The following is a 24,312-nucleotide window of genomic DNA, read 5'->3' on the forward strand; positions in this document are numbered from 1 at the left end:
AACTTGCTCAGCGCGCTCTGTTTGCTGGCTTCGTCCGGCACGGTGCCGCTGACCAGGATCTGGCCGGGTTTGGGTGTCGCCACCGGGGGCGCCACATTTTGTGCCAGCGCCAGGTTCGACAGCAATAACGATGTCAGGGCAATGCTCAGATAACGCATGCGTCAGGCTCCAATAAATGCTTCACGAAACGAATCATGAGCCGATTTTAACGATAAGGTGGGTTGCGCCAGATAGCTGGCGATTTTGGTGATGCTGTAGTCCGAGCTGACCTGTTCTTCGACCCAGCCGGCATCCTCGAAGGAAATATGGTGCTCGAGCGCCACCTGCGGATCCATGATGGCTTGCAGGGTGCGCGGCGAAGCGCCGCTGAAGCCGATCACCATGGCCGGCCGGTCGTTGATGCGGGTGACGAAGGTGGCCAGCTCGAAATTGCCGCGCAGCAGGAAAGGCGTGATCAGGTGCAGCCAGTAAGACGCCACCAGGTTGCGGTACAGCGGATCCTCCGGCAAGGGCATCACCAGGCTTTTTTCCAGGCGCGAGGAAGCGCTCTCCATCACCGGCTGCAACAGGATGCCCAACGCCAGGATCAGGTGCCGCAAGGAACCCTTGAAGCCGGTGCTGCGCAACATGTTTTCCAGTCCACCCACGGTCTGGATTTCCATGAAATCGGTGAACGCCGCGTGATAAGCGCCGCTGCCCAGCTGCAAAGGAATGCCGGTGGCCGTCAGGTTTTGCAGGGAAATCGCCGGATCGGTGGCCGCCACCACTTCGGAAGCCTGGCTCTCCATGCGGTTCCACAGGCGCGAAAAAGCCATCGGACTCTTGGCCGTGAAATCCTGCGGCTCATCGATTTCCATGGTGCTGACGGCGAGGAATGGAAAGCGCCGGTTGGCCTGATCGTTGCTGGCGATCAGATGGCCGGCGATGGCGCGCCGGCTGCGCGGGCCGATAAAGGCGAAGTGCAGCGGACTGACGGCGTCGTAGGCAATCTTCCAGCGCGGCTCGGCTGACAGCAGGTCCATGGCTTGCGCCAGCCACTCGTCGAGAATCGACACCAGCGGCATGTTGTCGGTAGCCTTGATGAAATCGCCGCGGCTGGGGATCTTTCCGAAATAACCGATATTCGCCAATTTTTCTCCAACGCTCATTGTGCTGCCCCCCCTGCAGTTGCTACGCCTACCGCAGTGGCCGCCGTTGCTGCTCCTACCGCTCCCGCTGCTCCCGCCGTTCCGGTTGCCGCCGGCGGCGCCGCAACCGGACTGCCGACCGGGCTGGCGGCGCTGCCGACGATAGTTTCAGGCAATCTCAGGCCACGGAAGCCCTGTCCTTGCTGCGCTCCGCCATCCGGCGCCTTGGCGCTGACTTGCGGGCTGCTGATGATCTTCAGGTTGATCGGCACAGTGATGTTTTCATTGGTCCAGCTGAGTTCGAAATTGCCGTCCTTACGCTTGCGCACCGCCGTATTGATCAGGCGTTCCAGGCCGAACCGGCCAGGCTGGTTGGCGATCTCGACGGTACGGCCGTCAAATGTCACGGCCGTGATACGGGCGCCGGCCACGCCTTGCGGATTCGGCCAGACAAAGTTGGTCCACTGCGCCTGGGTGTTGCGGTAGCGCAGTTGCTGGCCATCGATCTCGATGGTGTACTCGGTGGTGCCGGCAGCCGGCAGCGCCTGGATCTGGAACACCGTCTGCGCATCGGCTGCAGCTCCGCCGCCACCAGCTGCCGCGGCGCTGCTGGCGCCCAGCGGCGCCACCCAGCGCGAGAAGCTCGACACCATGGTCGGCGACAAGGTAATACCCATGTCGGCCCAGGTCTTGGCCGCCAGCGTATCGCCGCGGCGCACCACCAGCGGTCCCATCGAAGCATTGACGAACTTGGCGATGCTGCCGTCCGGACCGAAGGTCTGGCCGATCTCGGCGCTGGTCGCCTCGATCTTCGAATTGGCGGCAAACGGATATTTTTCGGCCAGGGTCTTCTCGAACGGTGCGTACACCTGCGCCGCCCAAGTGCGGTTCATCTCGGCTTCGGTCGGCTTGATGGTGACGGCGAAAGCCTGGATCAGCGGCCGCACCAGGATCGGACGGATCGCCTGCTTCTGCGAATCGCTCATGCCGACCAGCATCTGCTCGTCGACATACTTGAGCGCATCCGCCAGTTCCGAGCCGCTGCCGTTCAAGGTCTGCTGCATCAGCTGGTTGGCGCCCGGGCCGGTATCGCCCTGGTTCTTGATCTGGTTGAAGCGGGTCCGCAGTTTCGACAAGGTTTCCATATAACCGCGCATCAGCGTGGCGTTGTTGTCCTTGGCGGTCACCATGCGCGCCACGCCGGCAAATTCCTTGCCGACCGGACCCATCGGCAGCGCCGAGCCGTCGGGGTTGGTGCTGACGTTGACATTCACGTTAACTCCAGACGGCGCCTGCCGCATGATGGTCTGCTTGAACCAGGAGACAAAGCCGCTTTGCGCGCGTCCCAGGCTGCTGTTGAGCAGCGACGGGTTGTCCCATGAAGTCTGCTGGTAGACGGCGCTGACGAACTTGTTGATCGGCGAAGTCGACGGATCACCGAAACGATTCATGGCCTTGACTGCGTTGTCGAAACCGCCGAGGTCGGCGATATTCGCGCCCTGCATGAATTTCTGCCATTCCTTTGCGTATTCGGTCTTGTATTGCGTCACCAGCGCCTTCTGGATCTGCTCCGGGCTGCCTTCCAGCGTCAGGTCGTCGCTGGAAGCCGTCTTCAGCACCCAGTCCGCGCTTTGCAATTCCTTGTTGGCGGCTTCCTTGAAGGCGCCCTGGATGAATTTCTCCCAGGCGTCGCGCGTGAAGGTCCCTGGAATCGCATAGCTGCCGACGATCAGTTCCTTGTCCTGGTCGCCGACGATGCTGGCCACCGTGATCGACGGGAAGCGGGTCGAGGCGCGCGCCTTGATGTCGGCATACACACGATCCCTTGCCGCCATGCCGCGCACCACGCGGCGCAGGTTGTCGCGCGACTGGTCAACCAGGGTCAGCTTGCTTTCGATGGTCGGCCAGGACGGATCGCTGATCTGCGACAGGTAGAAACTCATCAGGCGCTCGGCGCTGCGGATCATCTGTTCGCGCGTCATGTTGCCGCGGTTGCTTTCCAGCCAGCCGCGCCAGAAACGCGTCAGCTGATCGTTCAGGTGGCTCGACTCGGCGCGCTGGCGGTCGCTCAGCATGAGGTAAGTCTTGAGCGCGTTGTAGCCGTCTTCGACATTGGTCGGCGAGGAGTCCTTGTATTGCTGAGTGGCGCCGCTGCTGCCGGTTGCCGCTGCCTGGGCGCTGGCGCCCGCAAGCGCGCCGCCGGCCGCCTGCTGGCCTGGCTGTCCGGCCGCCGCACCCGCGGCCGGCGCTGACGTGCTGGTCAGCTGCACCGGATGCGACATCGGTTCCAGCTGGCCGGCGTGCGCATTCATTTCAGACAGGAAGGATTCGATATTCGCCGTCACCGGCTTGAGCATGATGTCCTTGACGCCAGCGAAATATTCTTCGCGCAGCTTCTGCTGCAGCAGGTCGCCCTGGTACAGGCCGAAACCCAGCGACAGCGGACGGCTGCTGTCGTATTTTTGCAATTGTTCGATACGGTCTTGCAGGATTTCCATCGCTTCAAAACGCGATTGCAGGTCGATCCGTTTTTCCTGCAGCTTGATGGCCTTGTCCAGGTCCGCCTGGACATTCGCGGTCAGCTGGCGGTTGCCGATGTACGACCAGCTCCAGCCGGCTAACGCCAGGCCGACGAACGCGGTCGCGGCGAAGAACATGGTGTAACGCAAACGGGTCTTGTGGCGGCTGGCGTATTGCGACACCAGGTCCTTGTCGGCAAAGATGACTTTGCGGAACAGGTTGAGCAGGAAGAAGCCGTGCTTGGAATGGATTTCCGGACGCTCCAGCGCTTGCAGCTTGAGATCGAAGCGGTCGGCGATGCGTTCCGAGGAGCTGCTGATGCCGCTGCCTTCCTGCAAGGCGCTGGTGAAATAGAAACCGCGGAATACCGGCTTGAACTGGAATGGATTTTCTTCAAACAGCGTGGCGATGAACGCGCGCAGGGAGCTCTTCACCGCCGCAAACTCCAGCGGGAAAGTCAGTACGCCCGGCGGCAGGCGGTCGCCGCGGTTCAAGGCCATGTTGGCCAGGCTGATTTCCTTCAGGCCTTCAAACAATTCGTCAAAACGTTCGTCGAAATGCGCCAGCACGTCCTGGCTGCTGGTCTTCCTGTTGTACGGCAGGGTAGCGCCCCAGACGCGGTCTTTTTCGCCGCGGTCCATGTCGACAAAGAATTCGGTGAAGCCGGTGATCAGGTCGGCCTTGGTAAACATCACGTAGACCGGTGCAAAGACTTCCAGCTTTTCGGTCAGCTCTTGCACGCGCTGGCGCAGGTTCTTGGCCAGGTTGATGCCGAACTCGGGACGGTTGCCGGCCAGTTCGGCGACGCTGACGGCGATGATGATGCCGTTGATGGGGGCCCGGCTGCGATGCTTTTTCAGCAGGCCGAGGAAGCTGAACCACTCGGCGCGGTCTTCCTCATGGACGGAATAGCGTCCCGCGGTATCCAGCAAAATGCCGTCGGTGGTGAAGAACCAGTCGCAATTGCGGGTGCCGCCTATGCCTTGCACGATATTGCTGTTCTTGTCGGCCAGCGGGAATTGCAGGCCGGAATTGGCGACTGCCGTGCTCTTGCCCGCAGCCGGGTTGCCGATGATCATGTACCACGGCAGTTCATACAGGGCGGTGGCGCCGGACTTTTCACCGAGCTTGGAATTCTTGATGGTCGAAATTGCTTCCAGCATCCGCTTGCGGATGGTTTCAGTCTCATCGCGGCCGACCGCGCTAGGCTTGTCGACGGCCTTCTCAGCCTGCCCTTCCAGCATGTCGCTCAGGTTCTGCGATGCCTTTTTCGTACGCTGCTTGCGATATAGCCAGACCAGGCCCCAGATCACCAGCACCGCGACCAGGAAAATCACCACCCAGATACCGTCGATCTGCAAGGCATCCGCAGCAAGGAAGAGGAAACAGGCCAGTGCCACAAAACCGACGATTGCCAGAGTGCGTGTATTCGTCAAAAATTGCCAAATTCGTTGCATAGGTATCAGTAATTAAGTAATTGATTCTTTTGAAAGTGATGCAAAACAGCCTGCCATCGGCAGCCATGACGATAGCCGATTCAGCGCCATGACTGTACATTGTTGCTTTTACGCAACAGCCAATCTGCCTGACTGCACCAACCTAAACGGTAAATCTGGATTGCACAGCAAAAGAGCTGCTTCATTTTTTCATTACACCCGGCTTGCGGAACTCTACGTGCCCCAAGTCCATCATTTTCCAGCGGCCGCCCCAGGTCAGCCCCACCGATTCCGCCACTTCGCCATACAACTGGTAACCACGCATGGCCCACGGATCTTTCTCCGTAATCACCAGCTTGCCGTTGCGCATGAACGCCGAATCGGCGGCCAGGCCATACTGGTGGTAACTCTGGAACGCCTTGGCGTTGGTCACGCTGCCACCCATCTGCGCCAGGGCATTCTGCCGTTCCGGACTGCGATAGCCTTCGATGATCACCATGTCATAGCCATGCTGCTCTTTCATGATCTTGAAAGTCATCAGCAGGCGCTGGGTGAAATCAGCATCCAGCTGCTGCCAGTTGCGGCTGGCGCTATCCAGCATCGGCCGCACCTGCGCCACTTCCTGAGTGGTAAACACCTCGGGCGGCAACGGCGGCGGCGGCACCAGCTGCTCGCCTTCCAGCAACGCGGCGATCTGCTGATTTACAACTTGCCCTGAATCATCATAACTTCCCAGCATGGCTTTGCCACTCAACATCCAGGCAATTAGCGGCGGAATCAGCACAACCGCCGTTCCTGCGAGTAGAATCAAATGATGTTTTTTAACAAACTGCCAAGTCGAGAGTCTCGACGCTTGCAGGTTTTGTGTAAAGGATTTTGTTGTTCTGGACCGACGTTCTTTCCAGTTTTGAACGCGCGCGCCGATTTGCTGCCGCCTTTTAAGTAATGCCGTAAATACAATTTCACGGGCAGCCGGAAACAACAGCAAACCTGAGATGCCGCAGGCGAGTAGGAAATAAAGAGCAACGGCTAAGACCAACGCAACACCTTTCGTGAATATTACCAAAGAAAAAATATACTTTTTTGGTAATATATTGCCAGTTGACATATTTAGTTGTCAGAGAGTATACCTTATCAAACTGGACGTCACGTCGATCTGCGTTCAATACCTGACATTTGGAGAACTGTGTCTTGCAACCACCAGAAGAAACTGCGCGCGGCTCTGTAAAACCGAATCTGCTATCGGGATCGGCGACCACGGACAATAGCAGCGGAAGCATCCTGAATGCCCTGGAGGGCAAGGAATCTCCGGCGAAAAGCATTGCGCAAAAGAAATCCGGCGTAGTGCGCGGCGCCGTTGTCGTGGCCTTGCTGGCAGCGATCGCAGCTGGCGGCTTTTTTGCCTGGAATCAACGCAGCGCGCAGCTTGCCGATGCTTCCGCGGCCAGTACGCCGGCTGCACTTACGCCCGTCGCACCTACGCCGGCTGCACCGAAAGAATTGCCCGCAAGCACTCCGGTCCTCGCCGCCAATACACCCGCGCCTGAAAAAACCGAATCGCAAGCGGCAGTCATCGAAAACGATCCGGCCACCCACGCTGAAAAACCCGACGCAGCATCTGACGAGACGCCGGCCGATCCGCGCGCCAAGCTGACCGAAAGCCTGGAAGCCGGCGTGCCGGTTACCGCTACCTCGCTGAAGAAAGCGCTGGAAGAACCGAAGCCTGCAAAAGCGAAACCGGCCGCCAAGAGCGTCAATGCACCGCTGGTGAATCGCAATGTGCCGGAGAAGAAGGCAGCCGCCCAGAAGCCGGCAAAAGCGCCCAGCGCTGCGCCCGACAGCGACGTCAATATCCTGACCGCGCTGGTGTCGCACGGCGACAGTGTGAACGAGCCGGCCAAACCCGCTAAAGAGACAGCAAAATCCAGGCAGCAAGCCAAGAAGAAAGCGGCGGAACCTGTGCTGGCGCAAAACACCTCTGACGGCGGACCGGATATCGTCGAACGCAAGAACGGCGACAGCACCGCCGGCCTGCTGCAGCGTTGCCGGCAGCTGGGCATGATAGAAGGCGAGCTGTGCCGCTGGCGCATCTGCTCCGGGCGTTGGGATACCGATACCGCCTGCAAAGTAAACAAATAGGCAGCGCAAAAAATATCGATAAAAAAGGACGCCGCATGGTGTCCTTTTTTTTGTCGGCTTACGCTAATCGTGGAATTCGTAGGGTGGGCACCTGTGCCCACGCGGACCGTCGATCATTCGAGGAACGGATTCGGCATGGGCAGAAAATCTGCCCACCCTACGCCATGCCGCCCTACCCGATCCGGCTCCGCTTCAGCGCACGCTTACCTCAACCCGCCGCGCCTCGGCATTGTCGCCGCTGCCGGTGGTGACCTGCGGCTTTTCCAGCACGATCGCATCTTCCGCCACGCCGCCTATCAGCAGCAGCGCCTTGACGCTCTTGGCGCGTTCCTTGGAGATTTCTTCATTCTTGGCAGGATCGCCGGTGGTGTCGTGGAAGCCGCTCACTACCACCTTGGCATCCGGCTTGGCCTTGGCCGCGTCGACGATAGCCGCCAGTTTTTCGCTGGTGTCCGCCGGCGCCTCCGATTTGCCTGAATCAAAATAAATGACCGCGGACGACGCTGCCGACGGCGCGGCAGCCAATGCCGGGGCGTCATGACTGACCACGACTTCAGTTGCCGCCGCAATCACCGGCACCGGCACCATGACGACATCGTGCCCTGTCGCCGCCACCTGGTTCATGCCGCTCGCCGGCAACAGCGGCACCAGCAGCAAGGCCACAATGTTGATGATCTTGATCAGCGGGTTGACCGCCGGACCGGCCGTGTCCTTGTAGGGATCGCCGACCGTATCGCCGGTCACCGCCGCCTTGTGCGCTTCCGAACCCTTGCCGCCGTGGTTGCCGTCCTCGATATATTTCTTGGCGTTGTCCCAGGCGCCGCCGCCGGTAGTCATGGAAATCGCCACGAACAGACCGGTGACGATAGTCCCCATCAGCAGTCCGCCCAGCGCCGCCGGACCAAGGATCAGGCCGACCAGGATAGGCACCACCACCGGCAGCAGCGACGGGATGATCATTTCCTTGATGGCCGACGAAGTCAGCATGTCGACCGCCTTGTCGTACTCCGGCTTGCCGCTGCCATCCATGATGCCCTTGATGTCGCGGAACTGGCGCCGCACTTCGACCACCACCGCACCGGCTGCGCGCCCGACGGCTTCCATCGCCATCGCGCCGAACAGGTAGGGAATCAGGCCGCCGATGAAGAGACCGACGATCACCAGCGGATTGGAGAGATCGAAGACGGTGCTCTTGCCGACCGAATCGAGGGCATGGGTATAATCGGCGAACAGCACCAGCGCTGCCAGGCCGGCCGAACCGATGGCATAGCCCTTGGTGACTGCCTTGGTGGTGTTGCCGACCGCATCCAGCGGATCGGTAATCGCCCGCACCGAATCCGGCAGGCCCGACATTTCGGCGATGCCGCCGGCGTTATCGGTAATCGGACCGTAGGCGTCCAGCGCCACGATGATGCCCGCCATCGACAGCATGGCGGTGGCGGCGATGGCGATGCCGTACAAGCCGGCCAGCCAGTAAGAAGCCAAGATGGCGACGCATACCGCCAGCACCGGATAGGCAGTGGACTTCATAGACACGCCGAGGCCGGCGATGATGTTGGTGCCGTGGCCGGTGGTGGAGGCTTGCGCGATGTGGCGCACCGGCTTGAAATCAGTGCCGGTGTAATACTCGGTGATGTAGACCATCAGGCCGGTGAGGACGATGCCGATGAAGGCCGAACCCATCATCGGAATACGCATGATCTCCGGCATGATCAGCCAGGTCACCACCGCAAAACCGATCAGGCTCAGGATCGCCGCCCACCACAGGCCTGTGTACAGCGCCGACATGATTTTCTTGCCCGGTTTGGCCTTGACCATGGAGCAGCCGACGATCGAGGCCAGGATGGAAACGCCGCCCAGGGCCAGCGGATACAGCACCGCCTGCAGCTCGGCGCCGTGCACCAGCAGCGAACCGAGCAGCATGGTCGCAATCAAGGTCACCACATAGGTTTCAAACAGGTCGGCCGCCATGCCGGCGCAGTCGCCGACATTGTCGCCGACGTTATCGGCGATCACCGCCGGATTGCGCGGATCGTCCTCTGGAATGCCGGCTTCCACCTTGCCCACCAGATCGGCGCCGACGTCGGCGCCCTTGGTGAAGATGCCGCCGCCGAGACGCGCGAAAATCGAAATCAGCGAAGCGCCGAAAGCCAGCCCGATCAGCGGCCGGATCACATCATGCAGCGACAGGCTGGAAGGCCCGGTGAACGCCAGCAGCCACAGGAAAAACAAGGTCACGCCAAGCAGCCCCAGCCCCACCACCAGCATGCCGGTGATGGCGCCGCCGCGGAAGGCGACGTCCAGCGCCGGCCCGATGCCCTTGGTGGCGGCCTGGGCGGTGCGCACATTGGCGCGCACCGAGACATTCATGCCGATGAAACCGCAGGCGCCCGACAGCACGGCGCCGATCAGGAAACCGGCAGCCGTCACCAGTCCCAGTCCGGGCAAGAGCGCAATCACAATGAACAGCACCACGCCGACGATGGCAATGGTGCGGTATTGGCGCGCCAGATAGGCAGCGGCGCCCTGCTGGATCGCGGCGGCAATTTCCTGCATGCGCGGATTGCCGGGATCCTGCTTCAATATCCAGCTGCGTGAGACCAGCCCGTAGATCACGGCAATGATGCCGCAAGCGACGGCAAACCATAGACTTGATGCCATATTGACTCCTCCTGTTTTTCGAACGGCTGCACGACAAAATAAGACAATCACACCATTTCACCGGTCTCTGTGAACACCAATCTGGTGTCGGCGATTCCCGGCCGATACTGCGTAATGCAAAATTTTTCGTTGCCCTTTTATTTTCAGAAGATGCTTGGGCTGGCGTTATCTGGTTACTGCTTGCAGATTGAAGCTTTGATTTATTCTAAATGAGTTTGCCAGAAAGTATTGATTAAAAGAAAAAGCGGACCGAGGTCCGCTTTTTCTTTATGCTTCCAATGCAGCAAACGCGCTGTCGCGTATCTGCTCGACCGGACCGACGCCGGCGATCTTGCGATACTTGGGCGCACCCGGCAAGCCGGCCTTGGCCCAGTCGCCGTAGTAGTTGACCAGCACTTCGGTCTGCTCGTGATACACGGACAGGCGCTTCTTGACGGTTTCTTCCTTGTCGTCGTCGCGCTGGATCAGGTCTTCGCCGGTGACGTCGTCCTTGCCCGCCACTTTCGGCGGATTGAACTTGGCATGGTAGGTACGGCCCGAGGACAGATGCACGCGGCGGCCGCTCATGCGTTCGATGATGGCGCTGTCGGGAACGTCGATTTCCAGGACGTAGTCGATAGAGACGCCCGCTTCTTTCATGGCATCAGCCTGCGGAATGGTGCGCGGGAAACCGTCGAACAGGTAGCCGTTGGCGCAATCCGCCTGTTTCAGGCGGTCCTTGACCAGGCCGATGATGATGTCGTCGGACACCAGGCCGCCTGCGTCCATCACCTTCTTCGCTGCAATGCCTAACGGAGTGCCAGCCTTGACTGCTGCGCGCAACATGTCGCCGGTGGAAATCTGCGGGATGTTGAATTTCTCTTTAATGAAAGTCGCTTGCGTGCCTTTACCGGCACCAGGCGCTCCTAAAAGGATGAGGCGCATGTTAAAGTCCTAAGGTGAGTTTGTGAATTGATTGTGGCGACGACGCACAGCTGACTGGCAGCGACGTCTCCTGAGATGCTTATTTATATCACGCTATCTTTGCATGAAACTTACCATACAATTTTACCAAACAGCGCGCTTTGCCCACGATTTCTGTTGGTTCAACGATAATTTCCCGACATTTCCCCGTATTTTATACAGTGAATCATGCAGTGAAAAAACTGCGCACCCGCTCCAGGTCTTCCGGCGTATCAACCCCGGCTGCCGGCGCCGCCGGCGCGATATGCACCGCAATCGGGTAGCCGTGCCACAGCACCCGCAGCTGCTCCAGCGCTTCGATCTGTTCCAGCGGCGACACTGTCAGCGTCGGATAGGTTTGCAAAAAACCATTGCTATAGGCGTACAGGCCGATATGCCGCAAAGGCTGATAGCCGGCCGGCAGGCTCTGTTGCGATTGCGCAAAACCATCCCGGTGCCAGGGAATCGTCGCCCGTGAAAAATACAGGGCGCGCCCAGCCTGGTTCAGTACTACCTTGACCACATTCGGATTGAATACCTCGCTCACCGCGTCGATCGCATGCGCCGCGGTCGCCATCGGCAGCTCGGCATTGATCAGGGCGGCAGTCGCCGCGATCAGGGCCGGATCGATCATAGGCTCATCGCCCTGCACGTTGACCACCACGGCATCGGCCGCCAGGCCCAGCGCCGCCGCCACTTCGGCGATGCGGTCGGTGCCGGAGGGATGGTCGGAGCGGGTCAGGCGCGCAGCAATCCCGTGTTGCGCGCAGACCGCCAGGATTTCCGCATGGTCGGTGGCCACGATCACCTGCGTGGCGCCGGATTGCGCCGCGCGCTCGGCGGTGCGCACGATCATCGGCTTGCCGCCGATGTCGGCCAACGGCTTGTTAGGCAGGCGGGTGGAAGCCAGCCGCGCCGGGATGATGACCGTGAAAGGCTTGCTCGAACTCACTATATTCCCCGCCACTTAAGCCGCAGGTGCCGCGCCGGCGGCCGGAGCGTTGAGGTCGCGCGCCTGGTCGGCCCACATGATCGGGATGCCGTCGCGGATCGGATAAGCCAGCTTGTCAGCATTGCAAATCAGTTCCTGGGCTTTCTTGTCGTGATGCAGTGGCCCTTTGCAGATCGGGCAGACCAGGATATCAAGCAGTTGTGTGTCCACGGAGTTTCTCCAGAATTTGTTGAGACAGTGCGGCGTCAATCTGCGCCGTCACCGGCACGACCCAGATGCGCGGATCGTCTTTAATAGAAGCTATTTGCCGACATTTTACTGCATCCTTTTCCGTGATCAGGATCAGTTCGGCCTGCAGGGCCGCAAACGGGTTGTCGGCAAAGTCATGATGATCAGGCAAGGCTAGCGTCTCGAAGGCCAGGCCGGCCGCGCTCAGCATGCTGAAAAAGCGCTGTGGATTACCGATTCCGGCCGCCGCGGTGATCTTCAGCGCCGCATCGCCCAGGCTGGCCAGCGGCCGCGTGTCAGTTGGATCAGCGAGCCGTTCGGCAATGTCGCCCGCCAGCTGCATGCGGATCGAATCGGCTGGCATGGAAGCGGGAATCGCAGCTGCGTTGACCACGGTGAAGTCGCGCCGGCGCGCAGCCGGTTCGCGCAAAGGCCCGGCCGGCAGCAGCCAGCCGTTGCCGGCGCCGCGGGCGTCGAACAGGACGATTTCGATGTCGCGCTGCAAACGGTAGTGCTGCAAGCCGTCGTCGGACAGGATCAGGTTGACTTCGGGATGGGCCTGCAGCAAGGCTTGCGCCGCCGCTACGCGGTCGCGCCCGACCACTACCGGGCATTGCGCGCGGCCGGCGATCAGCAAGGGTTCGTCACCGACCTCGGCGGCCAGCGATGCCGCCGTTACCTGCCGCACCTGCGGTTTGCCATCGGCGGATTGCGCCGCATAGCCGCGCGAGATCACACCCGGCACATAGCCGGCTTGCCGCAACGCCTGCACCAGCCAGATCGTCAGCGGCGTCTTGCCGGTGCCGCCGACAAAGATATTGCCGACCACGATCACCGGCACCGGCAGGCGCGTGCTGGCCTGCCAGCCGGCGGCGTAGAGCCGGCGGCGCAGCGCCGCCAGCAAGCCGAACAGCAGCGACAGCGGCCACAGCAGGCAAGCCAGCAAACCGCGCCGCTGCCAGGCAGCGCTCAAGGTCGATTCCAGCGAGTTTTTACTTGTGGCCACTAGTCTGGGCGGCAAACGTGATCTTGTCGAAACCTGCCAGACGCGCAGCTTCCAGCACATTGATCACGGTCTGATGAGTTGCCATGGCGTCGGCATTGATGATCACCACAGGGTCGACCTTGGACTGGCCATCGGCCTGCACCGCATTCTTCAGGTCCAGCGCCAGCGACGCCGCATCCTTGGACGACACCTGCACGTTGTTGACCGCGTACTGGCCTTGCGGATTGACGGCGACGTTGATCTCTTGCGGCTGCGTCATGGCCTTGTCGGCATCGGCGGTCGGCAAGGTGATCTGCAGCGCCGTGAACTTGCTGTAGCTGGTGGTCACCATCAGGAAGATCACGATCACCAGCAAGACATCGATGAACGGGATCAGGTTGATTTCCGGGTCTTCACGACCCTTGCCTTTACGAAAATTCATTTACGCGCACCATGTACAGTATCGACAAATTTTACCGCCTGCTGCTCCATATCCACCACGAAGCCATCCACCAGGGCACGGAAATGGCGATAGAAAATCAAGGCAGGCATGGCAATCGCCAGGCCGAATCCGGTGTTATACAGCGCCACCGAAATGCCGTGGCCCAGCTGCGCAGGATCGGCGCCGGCGCCGGTCGTCGCGCCAAAGATCTCGATCATGCCGACCACGGTGCCGAACAAGCCCATCAAGGGCGCCAGCGAGGCAATCGTACCCAATGTTGTCAGGAAGCGTTCGAGGTCATGCGCAGTCGCCTGGCCGGCCTCTTCGATCGATTCCTTCATCAGGTCGCGCGGCGCATCGACATTGCGCAGGCCGGCGGCCAGCACGCGCCCCAGCGGCGAATTGGTTTCCAGATTGTTCAGGACTTCGGTATTGATCTTGCCGTTGTGATAAACCCGTATCACTTCCTGCAACAGTTGCGGCGGCAGAATCCGCGCGCGGCGCAAATAAACGAGACGTTCGATAATCAATGCGGTGGCAATGATGGAGGCAATTAACAACAACCAGATCGGCCAGCCCGCAGCTTGAATAATGGCAAACAAAAGAAACTCCTTGGTGAGGTACGAATGCAGTAGAGCGTATTGACAAGACGGGGTCGCCTAGACAAATACAGACGATGGGTTCATCGGCATGGATGCAGAATGTAACTTGTTGAAGGCTTGCGGGCAAGCGCGACAAGCATTGCTGAGCAGAAATTTTTATCGCTGTGTTTTAGCTTGTGTTTCATGTTGATAAAACGCTGCCTGAAGTTTCACACACATTATGTGAACAAGATTGTGGACAAGTGCCTGGCTCGATAGTGAAGTCCATGATTTAAAAGGAATTTTTCTATCTGCCGCAAAAACAGGCAGTTGTCGCGAGCGCCGCACGCACAAAGTTCTCCACAGATTTTGGGGATAACTTTGTGCACAAGCACACTGGATTCACCTGAAGTCATTGATTGGAAACAGATTTTCACCAGTGTGAAGGAATGCTGCAAACATGCCTGAAACGGCGCTTTACGGATGAGAGACAGGATTTTCACCGCGATTCATGATCGTTTTGCCATGCCGGCCCCGGCGCATATCCACAAGCTGGGAGAAATCCGTAGTTACCCACAGAATATGTGGATAAGCTTGTGCGCAAGCGCACTGCATTCCGGACAAGCCTTTGATTTGTTTCGCTTTTCCATTACTGTGCAGCGGCTGTGCTTTACAATGTCAGCGTGCCTGCCATGCATTTTTCAGCGGGCAGGCGCAAGACAAGGTAATAATTCGAATCGAAGAAAGCCCGCATGAATTTTCCCAGCCCTCCCGACAACCGTGCCAGCGCACCGCAGGTATTGACGGTGTCCGCCCTGAACCAAGCCGTTGCGCGGATGCTGGAACGCAGTTTTCCGCTGGCCTGGGTTTCGGGCGAAATATCGAATTTCAAGAGCTACGCCTCCGGCCACTGGTATTTCACGTTGAAGGACGATGCGGCGCAAGTGCGCGGCGTCATGTTCAAGGGCCGCGCCCAGCATGCCGGCTTTACCCCGCGCGATGGCGACAAGGTGGAAGTGCGGGCGCTGGTGACCCTGTACGCAGCGCGCGGCGATTATCAGCTCAACGTCGAGGCGATCCGCCGTGCCGGCGTCGGCAACCTGTATGAAGCCTTCCTGCGCCTGAAAGAAAAGCTCAATGCCGAAGGCTTGTTCGACCCGGCCCGCAAACGGCCGCTGCCGGAATTTGCCAGAACCATCGGCATCGTCACCAGCCCGCAGGCGGCGGCGTTGCGCGATATCCTGACCGCGCTGGCGCGCCGTGCGCCGCATGTGCGCGTGATCCTGTACCCGACGCCGGTGCAAGGCGACGGCGCCGCGGAAAAGATCGCGCGTGCCATCAATACCGCGGCGGCGCGTGCCGAATGCGAGCTGTTGCTGGTGTGCCGCGGCGGCGGTAGCATCGAAGACTTGTGGTCGTTCAACGATGAAGCGGTAGCGCGCGCGATTGTCGCGGCGCCGATGCCGGTGATTTCCGGCGTCGGCCACGAGACCGATTTCACCATCGCCGACTTTGCTGCCGACCTGCGCGCCGCCACCCCGACCGCCGCCGCCGAGCTGGCGACCGTGCCGCGCGGCGACTGGCTGGCGACACTGGAAACGCGCGCCGACGACCTCACCCGCGCCTTGCGCCGCCAGTTGGGCGAAGCCAGCCAGACGCTGGACTGGCTGGGGCGCCGCCTGAGCAGTCCGGCCACCACCATTGCCCACGAACGCGTCAAGCTGCAAAGCCTGCACAGCCGGCTGCTGCACGCTACCCGGATCCCGTTGACGCAGTCGCGCTACGCCCTGCTCAACCTGCGTACCCGCCTGGCGGCACAGATTCCCGATACCACGGCGCCGCGCGGCGCACTGCAGGAACAGAGCCGCCGCCTAGGCAGTGCGCTGGCGGCAAAAAACAGGGATCGGCGGCAGGCGCTGGCGGCGCTCAATGCGCAACTCGAGCTGCTTAATCCGCAACGCACGCTGGAACGCGGCTACGCCATCGTGTCCGACGCCAAAGGACATGTGATCCGTACGCCGCAAGCTTTGCAGCCGCGCCATTTCGTCACGGTACAGCTGGCGGAAGGCAGCGCCAAGGTGGGAATAGACAGCGTGCAAGCCACACTCGATTGAGGAACGGTTTCCCGGATGTGGCGCAAGCCACATAGTGACTCGGATAAAAGGAGCAGGAAAGCGCAAGCTTGCTGCATGGAATAGCTAAGCGCTTTACAATAGCTCTTTCCTGGAAACTGTTCGTAAGATGTATAGGCAACAGCTTCTTTGCAATCCCAATAAAACTATAGGAAGGACGCACAACATGGCACACACTCTCCCGCCCCTGCCGTACGCTCTGGATGCATTAGCTCCACACATTTCCAAAGAGACTCTGGAATTTCACTATGGTAAGCATCACCAGACCTATGTGACCAACCTGAACAACCTGATCCCAGGCACAGAATTCGAAAACGCGTCCCTGGAAGACATCGTCAAGAAATCGTCCGGCGGCGTCTTCAACAACGCAGCGCAGATCTGGAACCACACTTTCTACTGGCACAGCCTGTCGCCAACCGGCGGCGGCGCACCAACCGGCGCATTGGCAGATGCGATCAACGCCAAGTGGGGTTCGTTCGACAACTTCAAGGCTGAACTGACCAAGACTGCGGTCGGCACCTTCGGTTCGGGCTGGGCCTGGCTGGTGAAGAATGCTGACGGTTCGCTCGGCCTGGTATCGACTTCCAACGCTGCGACGCCGCTGACTACCGACGCTAAGCCGCTGATTACCGTCGATGTCTGGGAACATGCCTACTACATCGACTACCGCAATGCCCGTCCAAAATACCTGGAAGCATTCTGGGCATTGGCGAATTGGGAATTTGCTTCGAAGAATTTCGCATAACAGGCAATCTGTGATGGCCGGCCAGGAATAAAGACCTGACCGGCATGCAAGAAAAAAGGGCGCTTACTTCACCGTAAGCGCCCTTTTTGCTTAACTGCCTCTCATCGCGCCTGCTGCCAGCTTGCCTCATAGGCATCCAGGGCTGAAGGCGGCAAATCGAAATGCGGCGGCGTCTCCGACATTTGTTCGGCCGGCGCGATGGCGCTGATTTCGCCATAGGAAGACGCCATCGCCTGCCGCCATTGATCCACTTCAGCTTGACTGAGATCGGCATATTGCAAGCCATCGGCAAGGCGCGGCAAGGACTGCAGCCAGCGCCCGGTCTGCGCCAGCGAAACCCGCACCCGCCAGCCGCCGCCTTCCGTGGCCCGCCGCTGCAGCGCAGTCATGGCGCAAAAAGCCGCCAGGTAACCGGTGGCATGATCGAGCGCCTGGCAGGGCAGCTTGCCTGGCTGCTCGCTGCCGGCGGCCTGCCCCTCTTCCCAGGCGATGCCGGTGGCCGACTGCACCAGGCTGTCGAAACCGCGCCGCCCGGCCCATGGGCCGGCATCGCCGTAGGCAGAAAGGCGCACCTCGACCAGTCCAGGCCGCAACGCCTGCAATGCTTCGCTGGAAAAGCCATGTGCCGCGAGTGCGCCCGGCCGATAAGCGTGCAGGAAAACATCGGCGCCGCGTATCAGTTCGCGCAGGCGCTGACGCCCCGCTTCGCTACGCAAATCCAGCTGGGCGGCACGCTTGCCGCGGCCGTTGTCGATCACCAGGGTCGGAATGTTGGGCAAGTGCGCGGCGCCGATCGCCAGCACTTCGGCGCCATGCTGCGCCAGGGTGCGGCCCGCCACCGGCGCCGCGATCACCCGCGACAGATCGAGCACGCGCACGCCGCTGAGCGGCCGTAACGGATCGCTGCGCGGTAGTTCGGGAGCGCTGGCGGCGACCCGTTCAATCTCGAACAAGGGTAGCGCGGCAATCGCCGCCGCCTGCGGATGCGCCAACCATTCATCGGGACTGCGCACCAGCGCTGCAACCATGCCTTCTTGCGCCAGGCGCGCGTCGAGTTCGCTGGCCTGCCAGCCGGCGATAGCGGCGGCCACGGCAGCGCGGTTGCCGGCACATTGCAGGACCCGCAGCACACCGTCGCGGTGATGCGGGAAATTGGTATGCAGCTGTACCCAGCGGCCATCACCGGCCTGATAGTAGCCGGCGATAGGGCTCCAGGGATCGGCCGGCGGCTTGCCGTCTATCAGCAAGTAGCGTTCACTGCGGAAGATGGCCAGCGCGTGGCGCTGGTCGAGCGAAACGGTTTGCAGGCGGCCGCCGCGCATACGCCAGAACTGCGCCGCCGCCAGCGCCTGCGCGCCGATGGTGGCAGAGGCCAGCGCGCCGACCTGGAATTGCGATGGCAGTTGCGCGGCCGGATGGCGAAAACTGAGCTGCTCCAGTGCTTCCGGAGCACCGCCTGCGAGCCGCCAGAGCTTGCCGGTCAGTTGCCCGGCCATGGTATCGGTTTGCATGATCGTCCTTATGAAAAGTAACGATTCAGTCTAGAATTTGGCTACCGGCCGCGTCAATCTTGATTGCGGCAATCCATACAAAGAAATTTCCCGATGAAGAAATTGCTTAGCGCAGCTGAAGCCGCCAGCCTGCTCGGCGTCAGTGCCGCTACATTGTATTCCTATGTCAGCCGCGGCATGCTCAGCTCGCTGCCGGGCACAAGCGAGCGCAGCAAGCTGTATCCGCGCGACCAGGTGCTGCGCCTGGCGGCAAGGCGCAAGGATGGCCGCCAGGCCGGCCACACCGTCGAGCAGGCGATCGACTGGGGCAAGCCGATCCTGGAATCGCGCATCACCCTGATCGAGCATGGCGTCATCCGCTACCGCGGTCACGACGCCATGAAGCTGGCGCACAGCGCCACGCTGGAACAGGTCGCGGCGATCTTGTGGGATAGCAGCGAGGATTGCTTCAACGGCGCCGCTCCTGCTATCGATCCGCAGCGCTGGTCAGCCATGCGCCAGCCGTTTGCCGGCTGCCCGCCGCTGCAACGCGCCGCCGCTTTGCTGGCGGCCGCCGCGCCGACTTTGCCGCAGTCCGAAGCCCTGGCAGATGGCGCGCAACTGATGCGCGTGCTGGCGGCGGCGCTGCTGGATGCCGATATCAGCACGGCGCCCTTGCATCAGCAATGCCGCGAAGCCTGGCGCCTCGGCGCAGAACGCGCGGATCTGCTGCGGGCGGCGCTGATCGCCTGCGCCGATCATGAATTGAATGTCTCAACCTTTACCGTGCGCTGCGTGGCCTCGACCGGCGCGCCGTTGCCGGCGGCCTTGCTGGCAGGCCTGTCGGCACTGTCCGGCCCGCGCCATGGCGGCGAATCGCTGCGCGTGTGGGCCATGATCGACGCCGCCATGGCCAGCGCTGACATGCCTGGCCTGCTGCGGCGACATTTGAGCGAGCCCGGTCTTGTCCTGGGCTATGGCAGCCGGCTGCCGGGTTTCGGCCATCCCTTGTATCCGGAGGGCGATCCGCGCGGCCGCATGCTGATCGAGATGCTGAAGGCGCAGGCAGGCAACACCGGCGTCGCCGCGCTGCTGGCAATCGCCGAGGCTGCCAGCGAGCTCACCGGACACGCGCCGAATATCGATTTTGCACTGGCCGCGATCGAGCATGCCTTCGGGCTGGTACGAGGCGCTTCCCAAACCCTGTTTGCACTGGGCCGCTGCGCCGGCTGGATCGCCCACGCCAATGAACAGGCGGCGAGCGGCCAGTTGATACGGCCGCGGGCGCGCTATGTGGGATCGTTTGATTTTCTTGATTATTGAAAACCGAATGAGCATGACTGAAGCGCAACCGATTTTCGTCGTGCACCTCCATGTAGCTAACTGGGGTCAGAGTGAACTTTCTGCGCGCTTTTTGCAGAAACTTCACTCTGCCCCCACTTAGCGGGCTATGAAGTACATGTCTCGTCGTTAGAAAAAAAATAAAACCATGAATGCACTCTGCCTTTCTTTGAATCCGTCATGTGGGGTCAGAGTAATTTACGACGATACTGCCGTCGTAAAAAAACTCTGACCCCACATGACTCTGACGGTGTAGTGCTATGTTTGTCAAATATTCCCAGGCTTGGCAATCGCCCGCCACAGCATCTTGAACAGCGCATTCGCCTGCAGCGCCAATGGCTCCGTCGCGCCGCGCATGGTGTGCATGTGCACCAGCCGCTCCAGGATGCCGATGAAATAGTCGAGCAAGATTTTTTCATCCACCTCATCCGTCAGGACGCCTTCTGCCCTGCCGTCGGTCAAAGTCTTCATCAAGACTTCCATCATTTCCGGCTGGCGGAAAGTGCGGTCGCGGCCCCATGCGCTGATCTGCAGCGAACTCATGATGAGCTGGCTGACCTTGGGATTGCGGTCGAAGAAATCCAGCACCACCCAGAACACCTTGCGCAGCTTGTCCTGGCAGCTTTCAATGCCCTGCAGGTGATCCAGCATGCGCGATGCGAGCGTCCCCAGCCAGGTTTCCAGGCAGGCAAACAGCAGCGCTTCCTTGCTGCCATAATATTTATAGATGGTCTGCAGGGAGACGTTGGCGGCGGCGGCGATTTCGCCAAAACTGACGCTATGAAATTCGCGCTGCGAGAACAGATCCAGCACGGCGCTTTCTATCCTTTGCCGTATCGCCGGCTTGAGCAAAGAGCGGTCGAGCACGATTCTCTGTTTTTCCTGGGCTAGTGTTTTTGCCATTTTCATCATATGTGTAATCAGAATTACGAATGCGTCCGCAGGCGTTTCTGCTATCCGCTTTAGAGTGCCTTACCAATTGACGCTAGTCAGCGCTTTCACTACAGTAGGTATTCAGCAAGAATCAGACGCATGCCAAGTGTAATTTTTATTACGAAAACATACAAGCCGGAGACGCTATGACTGAAGCTTATATTTTCGATTCCGTGCGCACACCGCGCGGCAAGGGCAAGAAGGATGGCAGCCTGCACCAGGTGACGCCGGTCAATCTGCTGGCGCAACTGCTGCACGCGCTGCAGCAGCGCAACCGGCTCGATACTTCCCAGGTAGACGACGTGGTGCTCGGCTGCGTCACCCCGGTCGGCGAACAGGGCGCCGACATCGCCCGCACTGCCGTGCTGTACGCCGGCTGGGACCAGTCGGTGGCGGGCGTGACGCAATCGCGCTTTTGCGCCTCCGGCCTGGAATCGGTCAACCTGGCGGCGATGAAGGTCATGTCCGGCCAGGAACAGCTGGTGGTGGCGGGCGGCGTCGAAAGCATGTCGCGCTGGGCCATGGGTTCCGACGGCGGCGCCTGGTTCATGGATCCGCGCGTCAACCAGAGCACCGGCTTTGCACCGCAAGGGATAGGCGCCGACCTGATCGCCACGCTGGAAAATTTCTCGCGCAGCGATGTCGACAACTTCGCCCTGCAATCGCAGAAAAAAGCGGCGCATGCGCGCGCCGAAGGTTATTTCAAAAAATCCGTGGTTCCGGTGACCGACCTCAACGGCCTGGTGGTGCTGGATCACGACGAATACATCCGCGCCCAGACCACCATCGAAAACCTGGCGGCCTTGAATCCGGCTTTCGAGCAGATCGGCCAGATGGGTTTCGATGCCACTGCGCTGCGTAAATACACCACGGTCGAGAAAATCAACCACGTACACCACGCCGGCAATTCTTCCGGCATCGTCGACGGCGCCGCGCTGGTGCTGGTCGGCAGCAAGGAGATGGGCCAGAAGCTGGGACTGACGCCACGCGCCCGGATTGTAGCGACCGCCGTCACCGGCTCCGAGCCGACCATCATGCTGACCGGTATCGCGCCGGCGGCGCGCAAAGCGCTGGCCAAGGCCAAGATGTCGGCCAAGGATATCGATCTGTTTGAAATCAATGAAGCGTTCGCCGCCGTGGTGATGCGCGCCATCCGCGACCTCGATATCGACCCGGCGCGCGTCAACGTCAATGGCGGCTCGATAGCCATGGGCCATCCGCTGGGCGCTACCGGCGCCATGATACTCGGCACCGCGCTCGACGAGCTGGAACGCAGCGGCAAGCGGACTGCGCTGATCTCGCTGTGCGTGGGCGGCGGCATGGGTATTGCAACCATTATTGAACGAGTTTAATTTATTGCGGGACAGAGTTTGGGAGCCACCGCAGCGTGGCGAATTACTCTGTCCCCAACTGACTAGATATCAACACTTCAGAGGTACAGATCATGAGTGTGAATTTTCAAAAAGACGGCGACAACATCGTCACCCTGACCCTGGACATGCCCGGCCGTTCGATGAATGTGCTGAACGAAGCGCTGACGGCGCCGTTCATGCAGGCGATTACCGCCATCGAAGCCGACGCCACCATTGCCGGCGTCATCATCACTTCCGGCAAGCCCGACTTCGTGGCCGGCGCCGATATCGAAAAGCTGTACCAGATCACCGACGCGCAAGCCGCCTTCGATCTGGTGCAGGAATTCAAGGGCTTCATGCGCCGCCTGGAACTGTGCGGCCGGCCCGTAGTGGCGGCGCTCAACGGTACCGCGCTGGGCGGCGGCCTGGAGCTGGCGCTGGCTTGCCATCACCGCATCGCCATCAACAATCCGAAAGCCAAGTTCGGCCTGCCGGAAGTCAAGCTCGGGCTGCTGCCGGGTGGCGGCGGCACCCAGCGCCTGCCGCGCATGATCGGCATCCAGAGCGCGCTGCAACTGATCCTGGAAGGCAAGGAGCTGCGTGCGGAAGAGGCGCTGCAGCAGGGCATCATCCAGGAACTGGCAGATGACAAGGAAGATCTGCTGGCCAAGGCCAAAGCCTGGTGCCTGGCCAACCCGAAGGCGAAGCAGCCCTGGGACGACAAGAAATTCCGCTGGCCCGGCGGCGATTCGCGCAGCCCGGGCAATGGCCAACTGTGGGCCATCGCGCCGTCGATGGCAAGCGCCAAGACTTTCGGCAACTATCCGGCCGCGACCAACATCATGAGCTGCGTGTTCGAAGGCGGGATTGTCGATTTCGATACCGCCTGCGAAATCGAGTCGCGCTATTTCGTCAGTTGCGCCTTGTCGCCGGTGGCCAAGAACATGATCGGCACGCTATGGTTCCAGCTCAACGCCATTAACAAGGGCAAGTCGCGACCGGAAGGTTTTGCCTCATCCAAGGTGAGCAAGGTCGGCATCCTCGGCGCCGGCATGATGGGCGCCGGGATTGCCTACGCATCGGCGAAGGCCGGCATGGCCGTGGTGCTGCTGGATAACAGTCTGGAGAATGCGGAAAACGGCAAGAGCTACTCGGCCAAGCTGCTGGATAAATCGATACGCCGCAAGCAGCAGACCGAAGCCGGCAAGAACGCCCTGCTGGCGCGCATCCAGCCGACCGTGGATTTCAATGACCTGGCGAGCTGCGACCTGATCATCGAAGCAGTGTTTGAAGACCGCGCCATCAAGGCCGACGTGACCCGCAAGACCGAAGCGCTGATCAGCGCCGACGCCGTCTTCGCTTCCAATACGTCGACCCTGCCGATCAGCGGCCTGGCGCAGGCCAGCGTGCGGCCTGCCAATTTCATCGGCTTGCACTTCTTTTCGCCGGTGGACAAGATGCCGCTGGTGGAAATCATCGTCGGCGAGCATACCAGCCCGCAAACCCTGGCGCGCGGTTTCGACTACGTGCAGCAGATCAAGAAGACGCCGATCGTGGTTAACGACTCGCGCGGCTTCTATACTTCGCGCGTGTTTGGCACTTATGTGATGGAAGGCTTGAAATTATTGATGGAAGGCCAGCATCCGCGCGCCATCGAAATGGCCGGCCTGCAAGCCGGCATGCCGGTCGGACCGCTGGCGGTGCACGATGAAGTCAGCCTGTCGCTGTCGCTGCACATATTGCAGCAGACGCGCAAGGACTTCGCCGAAGCCGGCAAGCCATTTGCAGGCCATCCGGCCGATGGCGGACTGGAAAAAATGGTGACGCAGCTGGACCGCAAGGGCAAGAAGGCCGGCAAGGGTTTTTACGACTATCCTGAAAATGAGAGCAAGCACCTGTGGCCAGGCTTGCAGCAAGCGTTCCCGCTGGCAGCTACCCAGCTGCCGCAAAAGGACTTGATCGAACGCATGATGTTCGTACAGGCCAACGAGGCGGCCAAATGCTATGAAGAGAAGGTCGTGCTGACGGTGGCCGACACCAACATCGGCAGTATTTTCGGCTGGGGCTTTGCGCCATTCCAGGGCGGTGCACTACAGTACATCAACGCTTACGGCGTCGCCAATTTCGTCCAGCGGGCGCGGCAGCTGGCGGAACAGTTCGGCAGTTACTTTGCACCGGCTGGTATCCTGGTGCAGATGGCGGAACAAGGCAAGCGCTTCGAATAGTCCGGATGCAGAAAACAGCCTGGGTGCATGCAATGCGCCCCAGGCCGGATCCGCTTAATCCGTTCAGGAAATCTTGCTGGC

General features: G+C 60.6%; 18 protein-coding genes and 1 pseudogene. 6 read left to right on the forward strand and 13 right to left on the reverse strand.

Annotated elements, in window-relative coordinates; translation table 11 throughout:
• The 4 genes and pseudogenes from VNZ65_RS01855 to VNZ65_RS01870 all read right to left on the reverse strand — a co-directional run.
• Window positions 1-158 (reverse strand): annotated as a pseudogene (locus tag VNZ65_RS01855) (cell envelope biogenesis protein OmpA); the annotation flags it as partial.
• 3 nt (window positions 159-161) lie between these two features.
• Window positions 162-1,148 carry a type VI secretion system-associated protein TagF gene (gene tagF / locus VNZ65_RS01860; protein ID WP_325665506.1) on the reverse strand — a complete coding sequence of 329 codons (987 nt, stop codon included), beginning with the start codon at window positions 1,146-1,148 and terminating at the stop codon, window positions 162-164.
• Window positions 1,145-5,104, reverse strand: coding sequence for a type VI secretion system membrane subunit TssM (gene tssM / locus VNZ65_RS01865; RefSeq protein WP_325665508.1), 3,960 nt, complete (start codon window positions 5,102-5,104; stop codon window positions 1,145-1,147). Before tssM ends, tagF begins: the two co-directional genes overlap by 4 nt.
• Window positions 5,105-5,285: 181 nt before the next feature.
• Entirely contained in the window at window positions 5,286-6,191 is a 906-nt protein-coding gene (locus VNZ65_RS01870; protein WP_325665510.1) for a M15 family metallopeptidase, read from the reverse strand.
• Between the two features lie 83 nt (window positions 6,192-6,274).
• On the opposite strand from VNZ65_RS01870, the gene VNZ65_RS01875 reads away from it, so the two are divergent.
• Window positions 6,275-7,222, forward strand: a complete 948-nt coding sequence (locus VNZ65_RS01875) for a hypothetical protein (RefSeq protein WP_325665512.1) — start codon at window positions 6,275-6,277, stop codon at window positions 7,220-7,222.
• A 192-nt stretch (window positions 7,223-7,414) separates the two neighbouring features.
• On the opposite strand, the gene VNZ65_RS01880 is transcribed toward VNZ65_RS01875, so the two are convergent.
• The 7 genes from VNZ65_RS01880 to VNZ65_RS01910 all read right to left on the reverse strand — a co-directional run bounded on the left by VNZ65_RS01880 (window position 7,415) and on the right by VNZ65_RS01910 (window position 14,034).
• Window positions 7,415-9,883: a sodium-translocating pyrophosphatase gene (locus VNZ65_RS01880; RefSeq protein ID WP_325665514.1), complete on the reverse strand. Its 2,469-nt coding sequence runs from the start codon at window positions 9,881-9,883 to the stop codon at window positions 7,415-7,417.
• A 267-nt stretch (window positions 9,884-10,150) separates the two neighbouring features.
• Window positions 10,151-10,807 carry an adenylate kinase gene (adk, locus tag VNZ65_RS01885; protein WP_061942516.1) on the reverse strand — a complete coding sequence of 219 codons (657 nt, stop codon included), beginning with the start codon at window positions 10,805-10,807 and terminating at the stop codon, window positions 10,151-10,153.
• Window positions 10,808-11,012: 205 nt separating this feature from the next.
• Window positions 11,013-11,777 carry a 3-deoxy-manno-octulosonate cytidylyltransferase gene (gene kdsB, locus VNZ65_RS01890; RefSeq protein ID WP_325665518.1) on the reverse strand — a complete coding sequence of 255 codons (765 nt, stop codon included), beginning with the start codon at window positions 11,775-11,777 and terminating at the stop codon, window positions 11,013-11,015.
• A gap of 15 nt (window positions 11,778-11,792) precedes the next feature.
• Entirely contained in the window at window positions 11,793-11,987 is a 195-nt protein-coding gene (locus VNZ65_RS01895; protein ID WP_061942518.1) for a Trm112 family protein, read from the reverse strand.
• Window positions 11,968-13,011: a tetraacyldisaccharide 4'-kinase gene (gene lpxK / locus VNZ65_RS01900; RefSeq protein WP_325665521.1), complete on the reverse strand. Its 1,044-nt coding sequence runs from the start codon at window positions 13,009-13,011 to the stop codon at window positions 11,968-11,970. Before lpxK ends, VNZ65_RS01895 begins: the two co-directional genes overlap by 20 nt.
• On the reverse strand, window positions 12,998-13,432 hold the full coding sequence (locus tag VNZ65_RS01905; protein WP_325665523.1) for a biopolymer transporter ExbD: 435 nt from the start codon (window positions 13,430-13,432) through the stop codon (window positions 12,998-13,000). The genes lpxK and VNZ65_RS01905 overlap by 14 nt, the downstream gene beginning before the upstream one ends.
• Complete coding sequence (locus VNZ65_RS01910) at window positions 13,429-14,034, reverse strand: MotA/TolQ/ExbB proton channel family protein (protein WP_325665525.1); 606 nt, start codon at window positions 14,032-14,034, stop codon at window positions 13,429-13,431. The genes VNZ65_RS01905 and VNZ65_RS01910 overlap by 4 nt, the downstream gene beginning before the upstream one ends.
• 731 nt (window positions 14,035-14,765) lie before the next feature.
• On the opposite strand from VNZ65_RS01910, the gene xseA reads away from it, so the two are divergent.
• Window positions 14,766-16,127 carry an exodeoxyribonuclease VII large subunit gene (gene xseA, locus VNZ65_RS01915; RefSeq protein ID WP_325665527.1) on the forward strand — a complete coding sequence of 454 codons (1,362 nt, stop codon included), beginning with the start codon at window positions 14,766-14,768 and terminating at the stop codon, window positions 16,125-16,127.
• A gap of 184 nt (window positions 16,128-16,311) precedes the next feature.
• Window positions 16,312-16,890 (forward strand): superoxide dismutase [Fe], encoded by a 579-nt coding sequence (sodB, locus tag VNZ65_RS01920; RefSeq protein WP_061942527.1) that lies wholly within the window; start codon window positions 16,312-16,314, stop codon window positions 16,888-16,890.
• Window positions 16,891-16,991: 101 nt separating this feature from the next.
• Here sodB and VNZ65_RS01925 read toward each other — a convergent pair whose 3' ends face one another.
• Window positions 16,992-18,401, reverse strand: a complete 1,410-nt coding sequence (locus tag VNZ65_RS01925; RefSeq protein ID WP_414649018.1) for a CoA transferase — start codon at window positions 18,399-18,401, stop codon at window positions 16,992-16,994.
• 93 nt (window positions 18,402-18,494) lie between these two features.
• On the opposite strand from VNZ65_RS01925, the gene VNZ65_RS01930 reads away from it, so the two are divergent.
• Window positions 18,495-19,703, forward strand: a complete 1,209-nt coding sequence (locus tag VNZ65_RS01930; protein ID WP_325665529.1) for a citrate synthase family protein — start codon at window positions 18,495-18,497, stop codon at window positions 19,701-19,703.
• Window positions 19,704-19,988: 285 nt separating this feature from the next.
• Here VNZ65_RS01930 and VNZ65_RS01935 read toward each other — a convergent pair whose 3' ends face one another.
• Window positions 19,989-20,624 carry a TetR/AcrR family transcriptional regulator gene (locus VNZ65_RS01935; RefSeq protein ID WP_325665531.1) on the reverse strand — a complete coding sequence of 212 codons (636 nt, stop codon included), beginning with the start codon at window positions 20,622-20,624 and terminating at the stop codon, window positions 19,989-19,991.
• Window positions 20,625-20,800: 176 nt separating this feature from the next.
• Here VNZ65_RS01935 and VNZ65_RS01940 point away from each other — a divergent pair, with 176 nt between their 5' ends.
• Together VNZ65_RS01940 and VNZ65_RS01945 are read left to right on the forward strand one after the other, a co-directional pair.
• Window positions 20,801-22,006 (forward strand): acetyl-CoA C-acetyltransferase, encoded by a 1,206-nt coding sequence (locus VNZ65_RS01940; protein WP_325665533.1) that lies wholly within the window; start codon window positions 20,801-20,803, stop codon window positions 22,004-22,006.
• A 92-nt stretch (window positions 22,007-22,098) separates the two neighbouring features.
• Window positions 22,099-24,231 carry a 3-hydroxyacyl-CoA dehydrogenase NAD-binding domain-containing protein gene (locus VNZ65_RS01945; protein ID WP_325665535.1) on the forward strand — a complete coding sequence of 711 codons (2,133 nt, stop codon included), beginning with the start codon at window positions 22,099-22,101 and terminating at the stop codon, window positions 24,229-24,231.
• Window positions 24,232-24,312: the final 81 nt, after the last annotated feature.

Source organism: Collimonas sp. (assembly GCF_035566555.1).
GTDB lineage: Bacteria > Pseudomonadota > Gammaproteobacteria > Burkholderiales > Burkholderiaceae_D > Collimonas.

Excerpts from the sequence above, each read along its gene's own strand:
- tagF (WP_325665506.1), bottom strand. The coding sequence starts at position 1,148 with ATGAGCGTTGGAGAAAAATTGGCGAATATCGGTTATTTCGGAAAGATC.
- tssM (WP_325665508.1), bottom strand. The coding sequence starts at position 5,104 with ATGCAACGAATTTGGCAATTTTTGACGAATACACGCACTCTGGCAATC.
- VNZ65_RS01870 (WP_325665510.1), bottom strand. The coding sequence starts at position 6,191 with ATGTCAACTGGCAATATATTACCAAAAAAGTATATTTTTTCTTTGGTA.
- VNZ65_RS01880 (WP_325665514.1), bottom strand. The coding sequence starts at position 9,883 with ATGGCATCAAGTCTATGGTTTGCCGTCGCTTGCGGCATCATTGCCGTG.
- adk (WP_061942516.1), bottom strand. The coding sequence starts at position 10,807 with ATGCGCCTCATCCTTTTAGGAGCGCCTGGTGCCGGTAAAGGCACGCAA.
- VNZ65_RS01905 (WP_325665523.1), bottom strand. The coding sequence starts at position 13,432 with ATGAATTTTCGTAAAGGCAAGGGTCGTGAAGACCCGGAAATCAACCTG.
- xseA (WP_325665527.1), top strand. The coding sequence starts at position 14,766 with ATGAATTTTCCCAGCCCTCCCGACAACCGTGCCAGCGCACCGCAGGTA.
- sodB (WP_061942527.1), top strand. The coding sequence starts at position 16,312 with ATGGCACACACTCTCCCGCCCCTGCCGTACGCTCTGGATGCATTAGCT.
- VNZ65_RS01925 (WP_414649018.1), bottom strand. The coding sequence starts at position 18,401 with ATGCAAACCGATACCATGGCCGGGCAACTGACCGGCAAGCTCTGGCGG.
- VNZ65_RS01930 (WP_325665529.1), top strand. The coding sequence starts at position 18,495 with ATGAAGAAATTGCTTAGCGCAGCTGAAGCCGCCAGCCTGCTCGGCGTC.
- VNZ65_RS01935 (WP_325665531.1), bottom strand. The coding sequence starts at position 20,624 with ATGGCAAAAACACTAGCCCAGGAAAAACAGAGAATCGTGCTCGACCGC.
- VNZ65_RS01940 (WP_325665533.1), top strand. The coding sequence starts at position 20,801 with ATGACTGAAGCTTATATTTTCGATTCCGTGCGCACACCGCGCGGCAAG.
- VNZ65_RS01945 (WP_325665535.1), top strand. The coding sequence starts at position 22,099 with ATGAGTGTGAATTTTCAAAAAGACGGCGACAACATCGTCACCCTGACC.